This window comes from Neisseria animalis, assembly GCF_900636515.1.
GTDB lineage: Bacteria > Pseudomonadota > Gammaproteobacteria > Burkholderiales > Neisseriaceae > Neisseria > Neisseria animalis.
Genome location: NZ_LR134287.1, coordinates 313,468 through 331,591 on the forward strand (window position 1 = coordinate 313,468; position 18,124 = coordinate 331,591).

Here is an 18,124-nt window from a genome sequence, read left to right on the forward strand (position 1 = left end):
GTTTCAGACGGCCTTTTGTGCAAACGGCCCTTTGCCGCCGATTTCCTGCTGGCGCGCTTCAATCCAGTTTTCGCATTCCGCCATCAGTTCGGCTTCGCTGCCGCTGCCGTGGGCAATCGGTTTGCCGATGACAACGGTGATTTCGCCGGGGTATTTCAGAAACGAGTTTTTCGGCCAAAATTCGCCGCTGTTGAGGGCAACGGGAACGATGTCCATTTCAAACATTTTCGCCATGCGCGCGCCGCCGAGTTTGTATTTGCCGCGCCCGCCCGGCGGCAGACGCGTGCCTTCGGGAAAGATGGTAATCCAATAGCCTTCGTTTTTGCGCGCCAAGCCTTGTTTCATCAGCTGCTCGTTGGCTTCGCGGCGGTTGCTGCGGTCGATGCCGATGGTTTTGACCAGTTTCAGCCCCCAGCCGAAAAACGGGATTTTAAACAGCTCGCGTTTGGCAACGTAAACCTGCGGCGGAAAAATTTCCTGCAGGGCGAGGGTCTCCCAGCCGCTTTGGTGTTTGGCGCAGATAACGGCAGGGCGGGAAGGGATATGTTCCGCACCGATGAGCCTGTATTTCAAACCGATGATGTGTTTGAGCGACCAGTTGAGGATTTTCACCCATACTTGCGCCATTTTGTGCGCGCCGCCGGGAATTGGGGCGGCAAGGAGCATGAAGGGGAACAGGGCAATCAGGCTGACGGATAAAATCAGCCAGTAAATCAGGTTTTTAATCAGCAGCATAAATAATATAAGCCTTTTGTTTTGCAGACGGCATGATGGTGCGGTATCAGGCGTTGTTGCCGTTTTCGTTTTGTGCAATGTATTGTGCGAAGGCCAGCAGGTTGTCGAAAACCTGCGTGTTGTCGGGCAGTTCTTCGCCTTTTTCCTGTAAGGTTTTTTTGCCTTTTCCGGTTAATACCAGCGCGGATTTGCCGCCTACGGCATCAATGGCCTGCAAGTCGCGCAGGCTGTCGCCCACCAGCCATGTTTCGGCGGCATTGGCTTGGAAGCGGTCGAGAATGTCCCGCACCATGCCGGGTTTCGGTTTGCGGCAGTCGCAATTGTCATCGGCCAAGTGCGGGCAGAACCAAATCCCGTCGATAACGCCGCCGGCCTGAACGGAAAGGCGGTGCATTTTGGCGTGCATTTCGGTTAAGTCCTGCAGGGTGAAATAGCGGCGGGAAATGCCGGATTGGTTGGTGGCAACGGTGATGGTGTAACCCGCTTCGGTCAGTATGGCGATGGCGTCCATGCTGCCTTCGATGGGAATCCATTCGTCAACGGATTTAACGAAGTCGTCGCGGTCTTGGTTGATGACGCCGTCGCGGTCGAGAATGATGAGTTTCATGGTTTTCCTTGATGGATAGGCAGGCGGGGATTTTTGTTTCAGCAGTTTTTCAGACGGCCTGCAGCATTTCTTCCAGTTTGTCGATATGGTGCGACAGCGTAGGATTGTATGTCAGCGCGGCAAGGGGGTCGGTAATTTTATGCCCTGCTCCCTCCTGTTTGAGTGATACTGCTGCGCCGATGGCGGCAGACAGGGTTTCGGGCCGGTTACGTGAGAAGAAAAATCCGGCTTCCGGTGTCATGATTTCGGTACACGCCATATTGTCGGCAAGCACGACTTTGGTGCCGCTCAACACGGATTCCACGCCGACCAATCCGAACGGCTCGTACAGCGAAGCCATAATGGTGTAGTCGGCGGCGCGGTACAGCTCGGGCATATTTTTGCAAAAGCCCAATTCGATGACGTTTTTCATCGGGCGCGGCAGCGGAGAGCCGGCTACGGCGAGTTTGACCGGCAAATCGGTTTGCTCGAAGAATCCGGCCAGCAAATCCAAGCCTTTCCGTTTGTGGCCGGTGGAGGGAAACAGGAAAACGGTATCGCCGTCTGCAAAACCGTATTTGCGGCGCAGCGCGGCGGTTTGCTCGGGTTGCGGAAAGAAGCGGCTTGTGTCGGCGGGCGGATAGACCACGCGGATTTTTTCGGACGGCACGTTGTAGTATTCGATCAGCTCGCGCTTCATGAGCTGCGAATGCGCCATGATGGATTTTGCGCCGGCGTAGTTGCTGCGGTTGCGCGCGATGGTCAGGCGGTCGAGCAGTCCGGCGGATTGCGCCATGTTTTTCAGATAACCCAAATGTGTGCCGCCGCAAACGAAAATATCGGCATGGTCGCTGGGATTGCAGGCAATCAGCGGTGTGTTGCGCCGACGGCGGAGTTTGGCCAACTGATGTGTGAAGAAAAACGGCCGCAGTTTTTTGGGTACGGCTTTCTGGTTCACCAAGTGGGCGGTGATGTGTGCGTATTCAGGAACACTTGTATCGATTTTGGCGGCGAAAATGTCCACCGCTGTTCCGCGTGCGGTCAGGCCGCGGACGAGGTCGAAGGTGTAGCTTTCCATGCCGCCGCCCTGTTGGAAGCGGTTGATGGCAATGTCGAGATGGGTTGTCATAAGTGTAGGCAAAAATGGGTTGCAGACGGCATATGGCAAACCGGAGGCCGTCTGTAAATCAGGGATTCAGCGTTTCAGGCTTGCCGCCCAGCGGTTGAAGGCCGTCTGAAAAACAGGGGCAAGCGCGGCAAAGTTTTCGGGGGTGTCGGCAACATGGTAAATACTGCCGAGCGAAGGGGTATCGAGCGCGGCAACATAGTCTTCCATAAATGCGCCGTAACCGTCTTCTTCATCGTCGTAATAAAATTCGGTAAACCATTGTCCGACATCGGTAAAATCATCGGGTGTTATCGCGCCGCCCATGTGTTTCAGCACAAACTGCGCGCCGCTGAAGCTGCCTTGCTGCATGGCAGCGAAATCGGCGGCGGTTTCCGGCGCACTTTGCCAAACGGGATTAACCAAGCCTTGCGAAGCCGCCCATTGGAAATACATACCGATGTGGGTGGCGGCATTTTCTTCGGGCAAACCGGCGGGGTAGTCTTCTTCGGTGTGGAAAAGAATGTGGTCGTACATGGCGGTGCGGCGCAGAAAGAATCAATAGTGCATTATAGGGAATAAGCGGTTAGAAATAAAGAAACGGTATGCGTTTGCCATCGTCAGGCCGTCTGCAAAATGCGCGTGGTTTTGCAGACGGCACGGCGTTGTTTTATGGTATGATTAACGGATAACACATTACATGATTCATCGTTTCCATTCCGGGCGGATACGGCGTTGCCGTGCGGCTTGCCGGCGGCGGTTGCACGACTTGTCTGCCTGAACGGAAACGGCTGTACATTTCCACTAGAGAACACAAAATGATATTTCGGAAATGCGGGAAGCATGCCGGCAAAGCATACGGATTTTCCGTACTCGAGCTGGTGATTGTCTTAACGATTTTAGGCGTATTTGCCGCCGTTGCCATACCGGTTTACCAGATTTATGTTGCCCGCGCGCAGGTCAATGAAGCATTGACGGCATTGGCGGTGTTGCGGCGGCAGGTCGATCAGAATTATGCGGAAACCAGCCGCGACTATATCGATATTCAACCCGAAGCGTTCAACAGCCGCTTTATCAAAGGGGTTCGCATTCAAAACGGCAACAGCATCGCCGCCGAATTCAGCGATGAGGCCGCCGAACCGTTACGCCGCAAATCGCTGGTGTTTGTGGCGGAATATCCGAATAAGGTTACGCCGCAGGCTGCTGCGTTTTCATTGATGGCGGCGGCGGAAGAGCCGCCCGTCAGCCCGCAAGACAAAATCCGCTGGACGTGCGAATCGGAATTGGACGACGTTTATCTGCCTTCGGTGTGTAAAAGCGGACAGAGGTAGCGCGGCGAAGCGTGTCGGAGATAAAAGGCCGTCTGCAAAATATACAATGAAACCTTTGAGTTCAAATGTATATTTTGCAGACGGCCTTTTTGCGCGAATGTCGGGCGGTCGGGATTGCTGCCGCACCGCTGCTTTGCCGTGTCGCCGATAACTATACGGTACGCGCTTCTTCCCCGATATGCCGTTCCGTTGCGGTATTTGCAGACGGCAGGGAGGTGAGTTTGCGCGTCAGAACATTCAGGACGACACCGTAGGCAGGCAGGAAAAACAAGGTGCAGATAACCAGCTTGAACAAATAATCGACAAAAGCGATTTCCGGCCAGTGCGCCGCCATAAACTCATCGCTGCCGGCATAAAAGGCAACGGCGAAAAAGACCAGCGTATCCAAAGCATTGCCCAAAAAAGTAGAAGCGGTTGGCGCAACCCACCAAGATTTCAGGCGGCGCAGGCGGTTGAACACGAAAATATCGAGAATCTGCCCGAGAGCGTAGGCGGCGAAACTGGCCAAGGCAATGCGGCCGACAAAGGTATCGAATGTGCTTAAGGCTGCCCAGCCCGTCCAACTGCCGCTGCTGAACAGTACGGATACCAAATAGGACAGGGCGAGTGCGGGAAACATCACGCGGAAAATAATCCGCCGCGCCAGCGTTGCGCCGAAAATCCGTACCGTCAGGTCGGTAGTCAGGAAAATAAAGGGGAACGTAAAGGCGCCCCAAGTGGTGTGTACGCCGAAAATCTGAAACGGAAACTGTACCAGATAGTTGCTGGCGGCGATAATCAAGATGTGAAACAACACCAGCCAAAACAGGGCTTTGCGTTGTTGCGCGGGGGTAAACGAATACATAAGAATCTTTCGGGAAAGTCGGTTTGGCGCGTCAAAGGCCGTCTGCAAAAAGGGCGGTCGGGCAGATGCGGCATGACGGCACGGGAACAGCCTGCTGCGGTGCGTTTGCAGCAGGCTGCTTCAATATGCAGACGGCTTGGCCTTACTGCATATCGTGTTCAAACAGGCGTTTGCGGGCGAGGGCTTCAAATTCGGTGTCTTTGCGGCCGTAGTTGGCAAACGGGTGAATGGCAATACCGCCGCGCGGGGTGAAATCGCCATAGACTTCGATGTATTTGGGATTCATCAGCGCAATCAGGTCTTTCATGATGATGTTGACACAGTCTTCATGAAAATCGCCGTGGTTGCGGAAGCTGAAGAGATAGAGTTTCAGCGACTTGCTTTCTACCATTTTGACATCGGGAATGTAACGGATATACAAGGTAGCGAAGTCGGGCTGGCCGGTCATCGGGCATAGGCTGGTAAATTCGGGGCAGATGAATTTGACGAAATAGTCGTTGCCGGGGTGTTTGTTGTCGAAGGCTTCCAAGACTTCCGGCGCGTATTCGCTGTGATATTGCGTGTTTTGGTTGCCGAGAAGGGTAATGCCTTCCAGCTCTTGAGCATTGCGGGACATTGTGTTTTCCTTAGTTTTGTCGGGCGGCCTGTTCCGGCTGCACCTGTGGGAGGTTTGCGAACCACGGCGCGGATTGTAACACAATGCTTTTTGTCTGCACAAAATACGGCTGCCGTCTGCAAACGGTCAGCCGTATGGGTGTGTGGGGCAGGTGTCGGGGCTTCAGGCGTAATGCCCCGCACCCAGAATACAGGGCTTGTTTGCGCCGGTGGCATGGTGCGGATTGCCGGGAATGCGGTTGACCCAACAGGCGGCAAGCCAGCCGAAAGCGGCAGCTTCAACCTGCTGCGGATCGAGATTGAGTGCGGCCGTGCTGTGCAGGCGGACACCGTGCGGTGCGAAGTGTTGCGACAAGGTGTCCATCAATGCGCCGTTGCGGATGCCACCGCCGCAAACATAAATATTCCGTACATCGGGTGCAGCAGCGATAACGGCATCGAAAATGGTTCGGGCGGTGTAATGCAGCAAGGTCTGCAACACGTCTTCCGGTGCTTCGCCGCCTTGCAGACGGCCTCTGAGCCATTCCAGCGAAAACAGCTCGCGTCCGGTACTTTTCGGATAAGGTTGGGAAAAATAAGGGTGATCGAGCAGGGCAGCCAGCAAATCGGGCAGCAGCCTGCCTTGCGAGGCTTTTTCGCCGTTTTGGTCGTAAGGAAGCTGCCAGATGTGCTGCATCCATGCGTCCATCAGCATATTGCCCGGGCCGGTGTCGAAGCCGAAAGCGGCATCTTGCGGCGGCAGCACGCTGATGTTGGCAATGCCGCCGATGTTCAAGACAACGCGCGTTTCGCCGGACTGTCGGAACAGGGCCTGATGAAAGGCAGGAACCAGCGGCGCACCTTGTCCGCCCGCCGCCAAATCACGGCTGCGGAAGTCGCCGACGGTGAAAATACCGGTCAGCTCTGCCAAGAGCGGCAAATCCGCCAGTTGCACGCTGTAAGCATATTCGGGTGCGTGGCGTACTGTTTGGCCGTGGCAGCCGATGGCGGTGATGTCGGACGGTTGCAGATTGTGCTGCGCCAGCAGTGTTTGCACGACATCTGCATACAGACGGCTTAAGGTTTGCGACAGCATGATGCTGCGGTGCAGCTCATTGTAGCCGGTGTCTTGAAGTGCCAGCAAATCCTGCCTCAGGCCGTCTGCAAACGGTACGAAAGCATGGCCTGCCGCGCCCAGCCACCTGCCGCCGTCCATCTGAATCAGTACGGCGTCTGCACCATCCATGCTGGTGCCGGACATCAGACCGATATAGTATTGGGAAGCCATTTGCGCCCTGCGAGTGGAAAAATTTCATTGTATCGTCAAAGCAACAAGTTTTCCATACGGATACGGCGGTACGGTTCGGGTTTCGTTTTGCAGACGGCCTGATGTGCAGGCAGTATGCGGCGGCCTGCGGGATTGTGTGAAACCCCTTATAAAAACAATACAATTCGGCTACAATAAGTCCTTTGAATAAATATTTTGCAGACGGCCTGAATTTCCAAACAGGCATGACGCTTTGGGCAGATTGGGTTGCACCCGTTCCCGCCGCCGTTGCGCTGCCGGCTGCTCAAAGGCCGTCTGCAAACCATTTTGACACCGACCGAGATACACGACATGACCGATTACAGCAAAACCGTCAACCTGCTCGAAAGTCCGTTTCCCATGCGCGGCAATCTGGCCAAGCGCGAACCCGAATGGCTGAAAAGCTGGTACGAGCTCAAACGCTATCAAAAGCTGCGCCAAAAAGCAGCAGGCCGCCCGAAATTCATCTTGCACGACGGCCCGCCGTATGCCAACGGCGACATCCACATCGGCCATGCGGTCAACAAAATCCTGAAAGACATCATCATCCGCAGCAAAACCCAAGCCGGTTTCGACGCGCCGTACGTCCCCGGTTGGGACTGCCACGGCCTGCCGATTGAAGTGATGGTGGAAAAGCTGCACGGCAAAGACATGCCCAAAGCCCGTTTCCGAGAATTGTGCCGCGAATACGCCGCCGAACAAATCGCCCGCCAGAAAAAAGACTTCATCCGCTTGGGCGTATTGGGCGATTGGGACAATCCCTATCTGACCATGGATTTCAAAACCGAAGCCGACACCGTGCGCACCTTGGGCGAAATCTACCAATCGGGCTATCTCTACTGCGGCGCGAAACCCGTCCAATTCTGTCTCGACTGCGGTTCTTCCTTGGCCGAAGCCGAAGTGGAATACAAAGACAAAATCTCTCCCGCCATCGACGCGGCCTACCCCTTTAAAGACAACGCCGCACTCGCCGAAGCCTTCGGTTTGAGCAACATCGACGGCGAAGCCTGCGCCGTCATCTGGACGACCACGCCGTGGACGCTGCCCGCCAGCCAAGCCGTTTCCGCCGGAGCGGAAATTGTTTACCAGCTGATAGATACGCCGAAAGGCAAATTGGTATTGGCGAAAGATTTGGCCGAAGATGCGATGAAACGCTACGGCTTCGATGCAGACGGCCTCACCGTCTTGGCCGAAACCACCGGCGCGGCATTGGAAAACCTGCACCTCAGCCATCCGTTTATCGAGCGCGACATCCTGATGCTCAACGGCGACCATGTTACCACCGATGCCGGTACCGGCTTGGTGCACACCGCGCCCGCACACGGTTTGGAAGACTACTTCGTTTCCAACAAATACGGCATCGAACTTTACAACCCCGTCAATGCCGAAGGCCGCTACATCAGCGAAGTGCCCCGCGTGGCCGGCATGACCGTATGGGAAGCCAATCCGGTCATCATCGAGTGGCTGCAGGAAAACAACCGCCTGCTCGCCAATGCTAAGCTGGAACACAGCTACGCCCACTGCTGGCGGCACAAAACCCCGCTGATTTACCGCGCTACCGGCCAATGGTTTATCGGCATGGACAAAGCGGGTGCCGACGGCAGAACCCTGCGCGACAAAGCCCTGAAAGCGGTGGACGATACCGAGTTTTTCCCGTCTTGGGGACGTGCCCGCCTGCAGGCCATGATTGAAGGCCGCCCCGACTGGGTGGTTTCCCGCCAGCGTTATTGGGGTACGCCGATGACCTTCTTCGTCCACAAAGAAACAGGCGAGTTGCACCCAAACTCCGCCGAACTTTTGGAACAAGTGGCGCAACGCATCGAAGAAAAAGGCATCGAAGCTTGGTTTGCCCTCGATAAAAGCGAACTCCTGAGCGCGGAAGACTGCGAACAATACGACAAGCTCACCGACACCATGGACGTATGGTTCGACTCCGGCTCCACCCACTATTCCGTTTTGAAACAGCGCGACGGATTGGCATGGCCTGCCGATTTATACCTCGAAGGCAGCGACCAGCACCGCGGCTGGTTCCAATCCTCCATGCTCACCGGCTGCGCCTCCTCAATGGCGCGCGCACCGTACAAACAACTGCTGACACACGGCTTCGTAGTCGACCAAAACGGCCGCAAAATGTCGAAATCCATCGGCAACGTCGTCGCCCCGCAAGAGGTGTACAACGAATTCGGCGCGGATATTTTGCGCCTGTGGGCGGCCTCGACCGACTATTCGGGCGAACTGGCGATTTCCAAAGAAATCCTCAAGCGCGTAACCGAAAGCTACCGCCGCATCCGCAACACCTTGAGCTTCCTGTTTGCCAACCTCAGCGACTTCAACCCCTTCGAACACGCCGTACCGCAGGACCAAATGGTCGAAATCGACCGCTACGCCCTGATTCTGGCGCGCCGGCTGCAAGAGCGTGTGGCAGGCGACTACTACCCGCGCTACACCTTCCATTTCGCCGTGAAAGACATCGTATCTTTCTGCTCGGAGGACTTGGGCGCATTCTATCTCGACATCCTGAAAGACCGCCTCTACACCACCAAAGCCGACAGCCACGCCCGCCGCAGCGCGCAAACCGCGCTCTACCACATCACGCGCAGTCTGGTTCTGCTGATTGCACCAGTTTTGTGTTTCACCGGCGAAGAAGCGTGGGACATCATCGGCGGCGGCGAAGAAGACAGCGTCTTGTTCCACACTTGGCACGAGTTCCCGCCCGTCAACGAAAAAGCAGAAGCCGAAATCGTGAAAAAATGGACAGCCGTCCGCGAAGTGCGCGAAGCCGTTACCGCCGCCATCGAACCTTTGCGTACCGACAAAACCGTCGGCTCGTCACTACAGGCCGAAATCGAAATCAGCGCACCGGAAGAAAGCTACCGCGCCTTGCAGGCATTGGGCAGCGAACTGCGCTTTGCCCTGCTGGTTTCCAAAGCCGCCGTTACCAAAGGCGATGAGCTGAATGTCAGCGCACACGCCAGCCAAGGCGGAAAATGCGAACGCTGCTGGCACTACACCGACGACATCGGCTCCGTTTCCGGCCATGAAACCATCTGCGGCCGCTGCGCGGACAATATCGACGGCAAAGGCGAAGAGCGTCATTACGCTTGATTGCCTGACAAGTAATTGCCGGCACAATAAAGGCCGTCTGAAAAACTTGCTGTTTTCAGACGGCTTTTTCTATTCAAACGGGTTGTTTTACGGCATAATAGTTCTTAACAAATTTTAATAAAGGCCGTCTGAAATGTCTGATAAAACTCCGTCGCTGTTCGGCGGCGCCATGATTATTGCCGGTACGGTTATCGGCGCGGGTATGTTTGCCAATCCTACCGCCACTTCGGGGGTGTGGTTTGCCGGTTCGGTTGCGGTATTGCTTTATACTTGGTTTTCCATGCTCTCCAGCGGCCTGATGATTTTGGAAGTGAACACCCATTACCCCCACGGGGCGAGTTTCGACACCATGGTGAAAGACCTGCTCGGGCGCGGCTGGAATGTGGTGAACGGCTTGGCCGTCGCCTTCACCCTTTACCTGCTCACCTATGCCTATATTTTTGTCGGCGGCGATTTGACCGCGCAAGGTTTGGGCAGCCTGACGGGCAGCGAAGTGGGGCTGCCGGCGGGACAATTGGTATTTTTCGGCGTATTGGCAGCCTGCGTGTGGATTTCGACACGCTTGGTCGACCGTTTTACCAGTATTTTAATCGGCGGCATGGTGCTGGCGTTTGTCTGGGCGACCGGCGGGCTGGTTGCCGGCGTGAAACTTCCGGTGCTGTTGGACAGCAATGCCGCCGCCGGTACGGAGTATTGGATTTATGTTGCTGCCGCGCTGCCGGTTTGTCTGGCTTCATTCGGTTTCCACGGCAATGTATCCAGCCTGCTGAAATATTTCGGCGGCAATGCCCCGAAAGTCTCAACGGCCTTGAAAACCGGTACGCTGATTGCATTGGTGATTTATGTTTTGTGGCAGCTGGCGATTCAGGGCAACCTGCCGCGCAATGAGTTTGCGCCGGTCATTGCTGCGGGCGGACAGGTGTCGGTATTGATTGAAACGCTGTCGGCTTTTGTGCCGACGGGCAGCATGGGGGAAATATTGGCGGTTTTCGGCTATATGGCGATTGCTTCTTCTTTTTTGGGGGTAACGCTGGGCTTGTTCGACTATATTGCCGATTTGTTCAAATGGGACGATTCTGCCGCCGGACGCACTAAAACAGCTGCGGTGACTTTCCTGCCGCCGCTGGTGTGCTGCCTGCTGTTTCCGACCGGATTCGTAACGGCCATCGGCTATGTCGGCTTGGCGGCTTCGGTGTGGGCTGCCATTATCCCTGCCATGCTGCTTTACCGTGCGCGCCGGAAATTCGGTGCGGGAAAAGGCTACCGTATCAGCGGCGGTGCATTCCTCATGGTATGGGTATTTGTGTTCGGACTGGCCAACATCGCCGCACAGGTTTTGAGCCAGCTCGAATGGGTGCCGGTATTTAAAGGTTAGCCCGCGTGTCGGGCAGGCAGATAAACAGACGGATTGGTTTGGTCTGTTTGGCGAAAGTTTGGTATTGGATAATACAGGATAAACAAGGCAGTCTGTGCGGCAATACTGTACCGTTCCTGTTTTGAAAGGCGGAAAATATCGCTGTTGCCGTTTTGGTTTGATGCGGCGTTTGCACTTTGCCGTATGATGAGTGCTGCCAACTGCCTGCGGTCTTATTCCGACTTAAATTGAAACAACTACTATAAATATAGTCGAATAAAATAAGAATGAGACAAGGCAGCGAAGCCGCAGACAGTACACATAGTACGGCAAGGCAAAGCAACGCTGTATCATTCTTATTTTAAATGACTATAAATATAAAAAAGCCAAACGGTATGGGCTTGCCGTTTGGTTTTTTTGTGCGGAAACCATGTGTATGAAAAAACATGCCGTCTGCAAATTGCTCCGTATATTTACGGTGTTGTTTTGCAGACGGCATGGTGTGGTCGAATTTTAAACCAAACTTGATATACGGTTATTTTTTATGACCCAGTTGCGGCAATACCGAACCTTCGCCCAGTTGCAGCAGACCGCTTTGCGAATAGATGCCCAATTTGCCGCGGGTATCGACGATGTCGAGGTTACGCATGGTCAGTTGGCCGATGCGGTCAAGCGGGGTAAATGCCGCGTCTTCCACTTTTTCCATGCTCAAACGCTCCGGCTGATAGGTCAGGTTGGGCGATTCGGTGTTCAGAATCGAGTAGTCGTTGCCGCGGCGCAATTCCAGCGTTACTTCGCCGGTAACGGCTTTGGCTACCCAACGTTGTGCGGTTTCGCGCAGCATCAGTGCCTGACTGTCGAACCAGCGGCCTTGGTACAGCAATCTGCCCAAACGTAAGCCGTTGATGCGGTATTGCTCGATGGTGTCTTCATTGTGGATACCGGTCACCAAACGCTCGTAGGCGATGTGGAACAAGGCCATGCCCGGGGCTTCGTAAATGCCGCGCGATTTGGCTTCGATGATGCGGTTTTCAATTTGGTCGCTCATGCCCAAGCCGTGGCGGCCGCCGATGCGGTTGGCTTCGAGGAAGAGTTCTACCGGGTCGGCAAATTCTTTGCCGTTCAAAGCGACGGGTACGCCTTCTTCAAAGCGCACGGTCACTTCTTCCGGTTTCACTTCGACGTTTTCGTCCCAGAAGGCTACGCCCATAATCGGTTTGACGATTTTGATGCCGCTGTTCAGAAATTCCAAATCTTTGGCTTCGTGGGTAGCACCCAGCATATTCGAATCGGTGGAGTAAGCTTTTTCCACCGACATTTTGTAGTTGAAACCGTTGGTAATCAAAAATTCGCTCATTTCGTGGCGGCCGCCCAGTTCGTCGATAAATTGCTGGTCGAGCCACGGTTTGTAGATTTTCAGCGCAGGGTTGGTCAACAGGCCGTAGCGGTAGAAACGCTCGATATCGTTGCCTTTGTAGGTAGAACCGTCGCCCCAGATGTTGACATCGTCTTCCTTCATGGCCGATACCAGCATGGTGCCGGTTACGGCGCGGCCTAAAGGCGTGGTGTTGAAATAAGCGATACCGCCGGTGGCAACGTGAAACGCGCCGCATTGGATGGCAGCGATGCCTTCGTGCGCCAGCTGGCTGCGGCAGTCAATCAGACGCGCCTGTTCCGCGCCGTACTCCATGGCTTTTTTCGGAATCGCGTTGTAATCGTCTTCGTCGGGCTGGCCGAGGTTGGCGGTGTAGGCATAGGGCAGCGCGCCTTTGAGTTTCATCCACAACAGCGCGGCGGAAGTATCCAAGCCGCCGGAGAAGGCGATGCCGACTTTTTGGCCGACAGGCAGATTTTGCAGAATGGTATGGTTTTGGCTCATGGGGAATCCTTGGCAAATCGCAGTCTGCCGCCGTTGCCGCACAGGCGGGAACAGCGGGAATCCGGCGATTTTCAGTCGGGTGGGCAAATCCTCAAGCGAATGAGGGCAATAGTAAAAGAGTTATTATAATGAAACCGTTGACAATCCGCTAGGTTGGTAGGATAAAGAAGAGGTTCGGACAGTCGGAGCGGGTGGGTTTCCCGACCATACTTTGTTTTGCAGACGGCCTTAGAAAGAAAAAACATGAATACGGCATTCAATCTCATTATTATTGGTGATGAAATCCTGCACGGTACGCGCACGGACAAACATTTTGCGTTTTTCAAATCGATGCTGGAGCAGCACGGCCTCAAGCTCAATCAGGTACAGTATCTGCCTGATGAACCCGATTTGCTGACCAAGCAACTGCACCGCAGTTTTGCAGACGGCCTGCCGACTTTTGTAACAGGCGGTATCGGCGCAACGCCGGACGATCACACGCGGCAGGCGGCGGCAGAGGCTTTGGGTGTGCCGCTGGTGCGCCATGCGGAAGCGGCTGAAATCATCGACGGCGTTACCTTGGGGCGCGGCGAGGGGTTGGATTCTGCCGAACACCGCCGGCGGCTGATGATGGCGGATTTTCCCGAAGGGGCGGCGCTGATACCTAATCCGTTTAATAAGATTGCCGGTTTTTCGGTTCGGGAGCATTATTTCTTGCCCGGTTTTCCGGTGATGGCGCACCCGATGGCGCAATGGGTGTTGGATACTTATTATGCCGACCGCTTCCATCAAACCGCGCGCGGCAGCCGCCATGTATATGTGTTCCGCCAGCCCGAATCGCGGATTGCGCCGCTGATGCAGTGGGTGGAGGAGCATTATCCCGAAATCCGCTCGTTCAGTCTGCCGAGCGTGGGTTGGACGAATGCAGACGGCCAAACCGTTGCGCCGCATATTGAGTTTGGTATCAAAGCCGAGGGTGCGGCGGTGGCGCAGTTGGACGGGGCATGGGAAGCCTTACTGGAAAAGCTGCATGACTTGGGTGCGGAATGGAAAGACAGGGCGGAATAAGGCCGCTGTTTGCCGCCGTCTTTCCCGATGTGCCGACTATTTTTACATTTTCAGACGGCTGTTGCGTACGAACATGATAAAATGCCGTCTGCAAAAGTCTGCCGTCCGTATCTGCCGAACAGTATTTTGCAGACGGCCTTGATGTGTGATTCGTGGCCGCGGCAGGCTGAAATTGATTCAGGATATGTTATGCAAACCCTTACGCCGGAATTGCGCGCGCGCGCCGAAAAAATCAAACTGCTGGTTCTCGATGTGGACGGGGTGCTGACCGACGGCCGTATCTATATCCGCGACAACGGCGAAGAAGTCAAATCCTTTCACACGCTGGACGGGCACGGCTTGAAAATGTTGCAGGCAAGCGGTGTACAGACGGCCATCATTACCGGCAGGGACGCGCCGTCTGTTGGGCTGCGTGTGCAGCAGCTCGGCATCAATTATTATTTCAAAGGCATACACAACAAACGCGCCGCCTATGCCGAATTGCGCGCGCAAGCGGGTGTGGCGGAACACGAATGTGCCTTTGTCGGCGATGATGTAGTGGATTTGCCGGTAATGGTGCGCTGCGGACTGCCTGTTGCCGTACCCGAAGCACATTGGTTTACATTGCAGCACGCGGCTTATGTAACCAACCGTCCGGCAGGCAAGGGCGCGGTGCGCGAAGTGTGCGATCTGATTATGCAGGCACAAGGAACGCTTGAGCTTGCTTTGCAAGAGTATGTGAAATGAAAATACGTTGGCGGTACGGCATAGCGTTTCCACTGGTGCTGGCGGTGGCCTTGGGCGGTTTGTCCGCATGGCTGGGGCGCATCAGTGAAATCCAAACCGAAGAAGTCAAACTCAATCCCGATGAGCCGCAATATGCCATGCAGGTTATTGACGGCAGGCATTTTGACGAACAAGGCCGTCTGAAAGAGCACCTGACTGCCGAAACCGCATGGCAGCTTCCCGAAAGCAAAGAAGTACATTTCGGTATGCCCAAGCTGCTGGTCTATGCAGACGGCAAGCTGCTGTATCAGGTAGACAGCCGTTTGGCGGCATACCATACCGACAGCAAACAGGTATGGTTCGAGCAGGATGTGGTGATGAATAAAACCGCCGAAGCCGACCGCCCCGCAGGAGTGGTGAAAACCGACAAGCTGCACGTCGATACCGAAACCCGCTTTGCCAGCACCAAATCGCCCGTTGAGTTTGAATACGGCCGGTCGCACGGTTCGTCCGTGGGCATGACTTACGATTACGAAAAAGGTCTGCTGACCTTACCTTCACGAGTGAAAGCAACGATTTATGATGTCAAAAATCTATAAAGCCGCCGCATTGGTTTTGATTTCCGCCGCCGCGCCCGCGTTTGCCCTGCAAAGCGACAGCCGGCAGCCGATTCAGATTGAAGCCGACCAAGGTATGCTGGACCAAGCCAACCAAACCACTACTTTCAGCGGCAACGTCATCATCAGACAGGGAACCATCAACATCAATGCCGACAGCGTAACCGTTGCCCGCGACGGAAAGGGCAACCAAATCATGCAGGCAAAAGGTTCGCCTGTGCGGTTCAGTCAGACATTGGACGATAACAAAGGTGTCGTCAAAGGACGCGGCAGCCGTGTGGACTACACCTCTGCTAACGGCGTGGTCGTGCTGACCGGCAGTGCGCGGGTCGAGCGCGGCGGTGATGTTGCCGAAGGTTCGGTAATTACTTACAACACCCACAGCGAAGTCTATACCATTGCCGGTCCGTCTAAAACGGGCGGTACGAAATCCGCCGCCAAATCCGGCCGCGTGAGTGTGGTGATTCAGCCAAGCAGCGTCGGCAAGCAATAGGCTGTCTGTAAAACGGCAACGCGCCCTTCCAAACGAAATACGGAAAAGCCTCATCATGACTGTTCAAACCAGCCGCCTTGTCGCGCAAAATCTGCAAAAAAGTTTCAAAAAACGCCAAGTCGTCAAAAACTTCTCGCTTGAAATCGAGAGTGGGGAAGTCATCGGCTTGCTCGGGCCGAACGGCGCAGGTAAAACCACCAGCTTTTACATGATTGTCGGGTTGATTGCTGCCGATGCGGGCAGTGTAACCTTGGACGGCAAGGAGTTGCGCCATCTGCCGATACACGAGCGCGCCCGTTTGGGGGTCGGTTATCTGCCGCAGGAAGCATCGATTTTCCGCAAGATGACGGTGGAGCAGAATATCCGTGCCATTCTGGAAATCTGCACGGAAGATAAAAGCAAAATCGGCGAAGAATTGGAAAAACTGCTTGCCGATCTCAATATTGAGCGTTTGCGCCATAATCCCGCTCCCTCGCTTTCGGGCGGCGAACGGCGGCGGGTTGAAATCGCCCGTGTGTTGGCGATGAAGCCGCGTTTTATCTTGCTGGACGAGCCGTTTGCCGGTGTCGATCCGATTGCGGTGATTGATATTCAGAAAATCATCGAATTTCTCAAATCGCGCGGTATCGGCGTGCTGATTACCGACCACAACGTGCGCGAAACCTTGAGCATTTGCGACCGTGCCTACATCATCAGCGACGGTACGGTACTGGCTTCGGGCAAGCCGCAGGACTTGGTGGAAAACGAACAAGTGCGCTCTGTTTATTTGGGCGAGAACTTCAAATACTGATTACAACAGTTTGCTCCGGCTGCGTTGCCGAAAAAAGCAGAAATATGCAGACGGCATAGTAAGAGCGGTGTCGCACATTATCGCACCGGGGCAGTCGAAACCTTGCGGATTGCCGTAATGCCGTCTGCAAAACAGCCGTTTTCTCCAATCATTGTTTTATTGTCGGTTCACGCAAAACAAGACAAGGCCGCAGGAAGTACGGTAAGGTGCGGTAACGCTGTATCGTTTGGTGTGCAACGACTGTATTTTTAAACTCCCATCATGTAGCCATGAATCCCCATTTCGGTTTACAACTCAAACAAACCCAGCAGCTGAACCAGAATTTGCAGCAGGCATTGCGTGTGTTGCAGCTGTCGAGTATTGACCTTGAGCGCGAAGTGGAAGACTGGCTTCAGGAAAATCCTTTGCTGGAGCGTGAAGAGGGGGAGACCGCGCCCGAAGCGGATTGGGGCAAACTTACCGCGTCAAGGGGCGCAGGCCGTCTGCATTCCGAAGATTTTGAAGACGAATGGCTGAATATTGCCGGCGAGGAAGACTTTTACGGCTATCTGCACGCTCAAGTATGCGAACACCCCTTATCCGAGCGGGAAGCCGGTTTGGTGCATATCCTGATTGATTTTCTGGACGAACAGGGCTATCTGACCGAACAGGCCGCCGATATTATCGAACATACCCCGCTGGACTGGATGCTTGATGAAGAAGATGTTCATCAGGCCGTAGATGCTTTGCAGGCTTTCGATCCGCCCGGCGTGGCCGCTTCGGGGTTAACCGAGTCGCTGATGTTGCAACTGATGCGGTTGCCTGCCTCGCCGGAACGCCGTCTTGCCGCCCGTCTGGTTCAAAATCATTTCAGCGAATTGGGTAAAAACCGTGCCCAAAATATCAAGCGTTTCCGCAAACTGTTTCCGCAAGCGGACAGCAGTACCATTCAGACGGCTTTGGATTTGATTGCTTCGCTGCGTCCTTATCCTGCTTACGGTTTTGCCGTGCAGGAGCCGACTGCCTATATCAGACCCGATGTTTGGGTAAAAGAAGACAAAGACGGCTGGAAAGTGGTCAGCAATGAAGCCGCATGGCCGAGAATCAGGCTGAATCAGGAATATTGCGACCTGTTTAAAGATACCGACGATGTCTCGCCCGAATGGAAAGAAAAGCTGAACGAGGCGCGCCAGAAGGTCAACAGCCTGCTGTTGCGCGAAAGTACCGTAGTGCGTTTGGCAGAGTATATTGTTGAACGCCAGCAGGATTTTTTCATGTTTGGCGAAATCGGCATGACTCCGCTGCTGCTCAAAGATGCCGCCGCAGAATTGGGCGTGGCGGAAAGTACCGTTTCCCGCGCCGCCAACCAAAAATATTTAGCTTGCCCGCGCGGATTATTTGCGTTACGCTATTTCTTCACACAGGCAGTCAATGCCGATGCGGACGGCGAAGGAGTCAGCCAAGAAGCCGTGAAAGCCATTATCGTGCAGTTGGTGGAAAATGAAAACGGCAGCAAGCCTTATTCCGATGAGGCATTGGCGCAACTGCTCAAACAGCAGGGCATTTCCATCGCCCGCCGCACGGTTGCCAAATACCGAGAATTGTTGGATATTCCGCCCGCGCATAAGCGCAAAGCAGGCGGATAGCGATAAGC

Annotated in this window: 17 protein-coding genes; 9 read left to right on the forward strand and 8 right to left on the reverse strand. The window is 54.7% G+C overall.

Annotated elements, in window-relative coordinates; genetic code table 11:
* Positions 1–3: 3 nt before the first annotated feature.
* The 4 genes from EL111_RS01500 to EL111_RS01515 form a co-directional block, all read right to left on the reverse strand.
* Complete coding sequence (locus EL111_RS01500; RefSeq protein ID WP_123795268.1) at positions 4–735, reverse strand: lysophospholipid acyltransferase family protein; 732 nt, start codon at positions 733–735, stop codon at positions 4–6.
* 46 nt (positions 736–781) lie between these two features.
* Positions 782–1,342, reverse strand: coding sequence for a D-glycero-beta-D-manno-heptose 1,7-bisphosphate 7-phosphatase (gene gmhB / locus EL111_RS01505; protein ID WP_123795269.1), 561 nt, complete (start codon positions 1,340–1,342; stop codon positions 782–784).
* Between the two features lie 49 nt (positions 1,343–1,391).
* On the reverse strand, positions 1,392–2,450 hold the full coding sequence (locus tag EL111_RS01510) for a glycosyltransferase family 4 protein (RefSeq protein ID WP_123795270.1): 1,059 nt from the start codon (positions 2,448–2,450) through the stop codon (positions 1,392–1,394).
* A gap of 66 nt (positions 2,451–2,516) precedes the next feature.
* Positions 2,517–2,963 (reverse strand): DUF7832 domain-containing protein, encoded by a 447-nt coding sequence (locus EL111_RS01515; RefSeq protein WP_123795271.1) that lies wholly within the window; start codon positions 2,961–2,963, stop codon positions 2,517–2,519.
* 281 nt (positions 2,964–3,244) lie between these two features.
* Here EL111_RS01515 and EL111_RS01520 point away from each other — a divergent pair, with 281 nt between their 5' ends.
* Positions 3,245–3,757 (forward strand): pilin, encoded by a 513-nt coding sequence (locus EL111_RS01520; protein ID WP_123795310.1) that lies wholly within the window; start codon positions 3,245–3,247, stop codon positions 3,755–3,757.
* 151 nt (positions 3,758–3,908) lie between these two features.
* Here the strand turns inward: EL111_RS01520 and EL111_RS01525 are convergent, their stop codons facing one another.
* From EL111_RS01525 to EL111_RS01535, 3 genes are all read right to left on the reverse strand, one after another.
* Positions 3,909–4,601: a 7-cyano-7-deazaguanine/7-aminomethyl-7-deazaguanine transporter gene (locus EL111_RS01525; RefSeq protein ID WP_123795272.1), complete on the reverse strand. Its 693-nt coding sequence runs from the start codon at positions 4,599–4,601 to the stop codon at positions 3,909–3,911.
* A gap of 142 nt (positions 4,602–4,743) precedes the next feature.
* A complete protein-coding gene (gene queF / locus EL111_RS01530; RefSeq protein ID WP_123795273.1) occupies positions 4,744–5,217 on the reverse strand; it encodes a preQ(1) synthase in 474 nt (157 codons plus the stop codon).
* Positions 5,218–5,379: 162 nt separating this feature from the next.
* Positions 5,380–6,483, reverse strand: a complete 1,104-nt coding sequence (locus EL111_RS01535; RefSeq protein WP_123795274.1) for an anhydro-N-acetylmuramic acid kinase — start codon at positions 6,481–6,483, stop codon at positions 5,380–5,382.
* A 330-nt stretch (positions 6,484–6,813) separates the two neighbouring features.
* On the opposite strand from EL111_RS01535, the gene ileS reads away from it, so the two are divergent.
* The gene (gene ileS / locus EL111_RS01540; RefSeq protein WP_123795311.1) at positions 6,814–9,606 is read left to right on the forward strand and encodes an isoleucine--tRNA ligase; all 2,793 of its coding nucleotides are present in this window, start codon (positions 6,814–6,816) and stop codon (positions 9,604–9,606) included.
* Between the two features lie 133 nt (positions 9,607–9,739).
* Positions 9,740–10,981, forward strand: a complete 1,242-nt coding sequence (locus EL111_RS01545) for an aromatic amino acid transporter (protein WP_123795275.1) — start codon at positions 9,740–9,742, stop codon at positions 10,979–10,981.
* A 514-nt stretch (positions 10,982–11,495) separates the two neighbouring features.
* Here EL111_RS01545 and argG read toward each other — a convergent pair.
* Positions 11,496–12,839: an argininosuccinate synthase gene (argG, locus tag EL111_RS01550; protein WP_123795276.1), complete on the reverse strand. Its 1,344-nt coding sequence runs from the start codon at positions 12,837–12,839 to the stop codon at positions 11,496–11,498.
* Positions 12,840–13,082: 243 nt separating this feature from the next.
* Between argG and EL111_RS01555 the strand changes: the two genes are divergently transcribed.
* From EL111_RS01555 to rpoN, 6 genes are all read left to right on the forward strand, one after another.
* Positions 13,083–13,886, forward strand: a complete 804-nt coding sequence (locus EL111_RS01555; RefSeq protein WP_123795277.1) for a competence/damage-inducible protein A — start codon at positions 13,083–13,085, stop codon at positions 13,884–13,886.
* Positions 13,887–14,075: 189 nt separating this feature from the next.
* The gene (locus EL111_RS01560; RefSeq protein ID WP_123795278.1) at positions 14,076–14,612 is read left to right on the forward strand and encodes a KdsC family phosphatase; all 537 of its coding nucleotides are present in this window, start codon (positions 14,076–14,078) and stop codon (positions 14,610–14,612) included.
* Complete coding sequence (lptC, locus tag EL111_RS01565) at positions 14,609–15,190, forward strand: LPS export ABC transporter periplasmic protein LptC (RefSeq protein WP_123795279.1); 582 nt, start codon at positions 14,609–14,611, stop codon at positions 15,188–15,190. Before EL111_RS01560 ends, lptC begins: the two co-directional genes overlap by 4 nt.
* Positions 15,171–15,701 (forward strand): lipopolysaccharide transport periplasmic protein LptA, encoded by a 531-nt coding sequence (gene lptA / locus EL111_RS01570; RefSeq protein WP_123795280.1) that lies wholly within the window; start codon positions 15,171–15,173, stop codon positions 15,699–15,701. Before lptC ends, lptA begins: the two co-directional genes overlap by 20 nt.
* 55 nt (positions 15,702–15,756) lie before the next feature.
* Positions 15,757–16,491, forward strand: coding sequence for an LPS export ABC transporter ATP-binding protein (gene lptB, locus EL111_RS01575; RefSeq protein ID WP_123795281.1), 735 nt, complete (start codon positions 15,757–15,759; stop codon positions 16,489–16,491).
* 269 nt (positions 16,492–16,760) lie between these two features.
* Positions 16,761–18,116: an RNA polymerase factor sigma-54 gene (gene rpoN, locus EL111_RS01580; protein ID WP_123795282.1), complete on the forward strand. Its 1,356-nt coding sequence runs from the start codon at positions 16,761–16,763 to the stop codon at positions 18,114–18,116.
* Positions 18,117–18,124 lie beyond the last annotated feature (8 nt).

Coding starts and splice junctions, on each gene's coding strand:
- EL111_RS01520 (WP_123795310.1), top strand. CDS start 3,245: ATGATATTTCGGAAATGCGGGAAGCATGCCGGCAAAGCATACGGATTT.
- lptA (WP_123795280.1), top strand. CDS start 15,171: ATGATGTCAAAAATCTATAAAGCCGCCGCATTGGTTTTGATTTCCGCC.
- lptB (WP_123795281.1), top strand. CDS start 15,757: ATGACTGTTCAAACCAGCCGCCTTGTCGCGCAAAATCTGCAAAAAAGT.
- queF (WP_123795273.1), bottom strand. CDS start 5,217: ATGTCCCGCAATGCTCAAGAGCTGGAAGGCATTACCCTTCTCGGCAAC.
- argG (WP_123795276.1), bottom strand. CDS start 12,839: ATGAGCCAAAACCATACCATTCTGCAAAATCTGCCTGTCGGCCAAAAA.
- EL111_RS01510 (WP_123795270.1), bottom strand. CDS start 2,450: ATGACAACCCATCTCGACATTGCCATCAACCGCTTCCAACAGGGCGGC.
- lptC (WP_123795279.1), top strand. CDS start 14,609: ATGAAAATACGTTGGCGGTACGGCATAGCGTTTCCACTGGTGCTGGCG.
- gmhB (WP_123795269.1), bottom strand. CDS start 1,342: ATGAAACTCATCATTCTCGACCGCGACGGCGTCATCAACCAAGACCGC.
- EL111_RS01545 (WP_123795275.1), top strand. CDS start 9,740: ATGTCTGATAAAACTCCGTCGCTGTTCGGCGGCGCCATGATTATTGCC.
- rpoN (WP_123795282.1), top strand. CDS start 16,761: ATGAATCCCCATTTCGGTTTACAACTCAAACAAACCCAGCAGCTGAAC.
- EL111_RS01500 (WP_123795268.1), bottom strand. CDS start 735: ATGCTGCTGATTAAAAACCTGATTTACTGGCTGATTTTATCCGTCAGC.
- ileS (WP_123795311.1), top strand. CDS start 6,814: ATGACCGATTACAGCAAAACCGTCAACCTGCTCGAAAGTCCGTTTCCC.
- EL111_RS01535 (WP_123795274.1), bottom strand. CDS start 6,483: ATGGCTTCCCAATACTATATCGGTCTGATGTCCGGCACCAGCATGGAT.
- EL111_RS01560 (WP_123795278.1), top strand. CDS start 14,076: ATGCAAACCCTTACGCCGGAATTGCGCGCGCGCGCCGAAAAAATCAAA.
- EL111_RS01525 (WP_123795272.1), bottom strand. CDS start 4,601: ATGTATTCGTTTACCCCCGCGCAACAACGCAAAGCCCTGTTTTGGCTG.
- EL111_RS01515 (WP_123795271.1), bottom strand. CDS start 2,963: ATGTACGACCACATTCTTTTCCACACCGAAGAAGACTACCCCGCCGGT.
- EL111_RS01555 (WP_123795277.1), top strand. CDS start 13,083: ATGAATACGGCATTCAATCTCATTATTATTGGTGATGAAATCCTGCAC.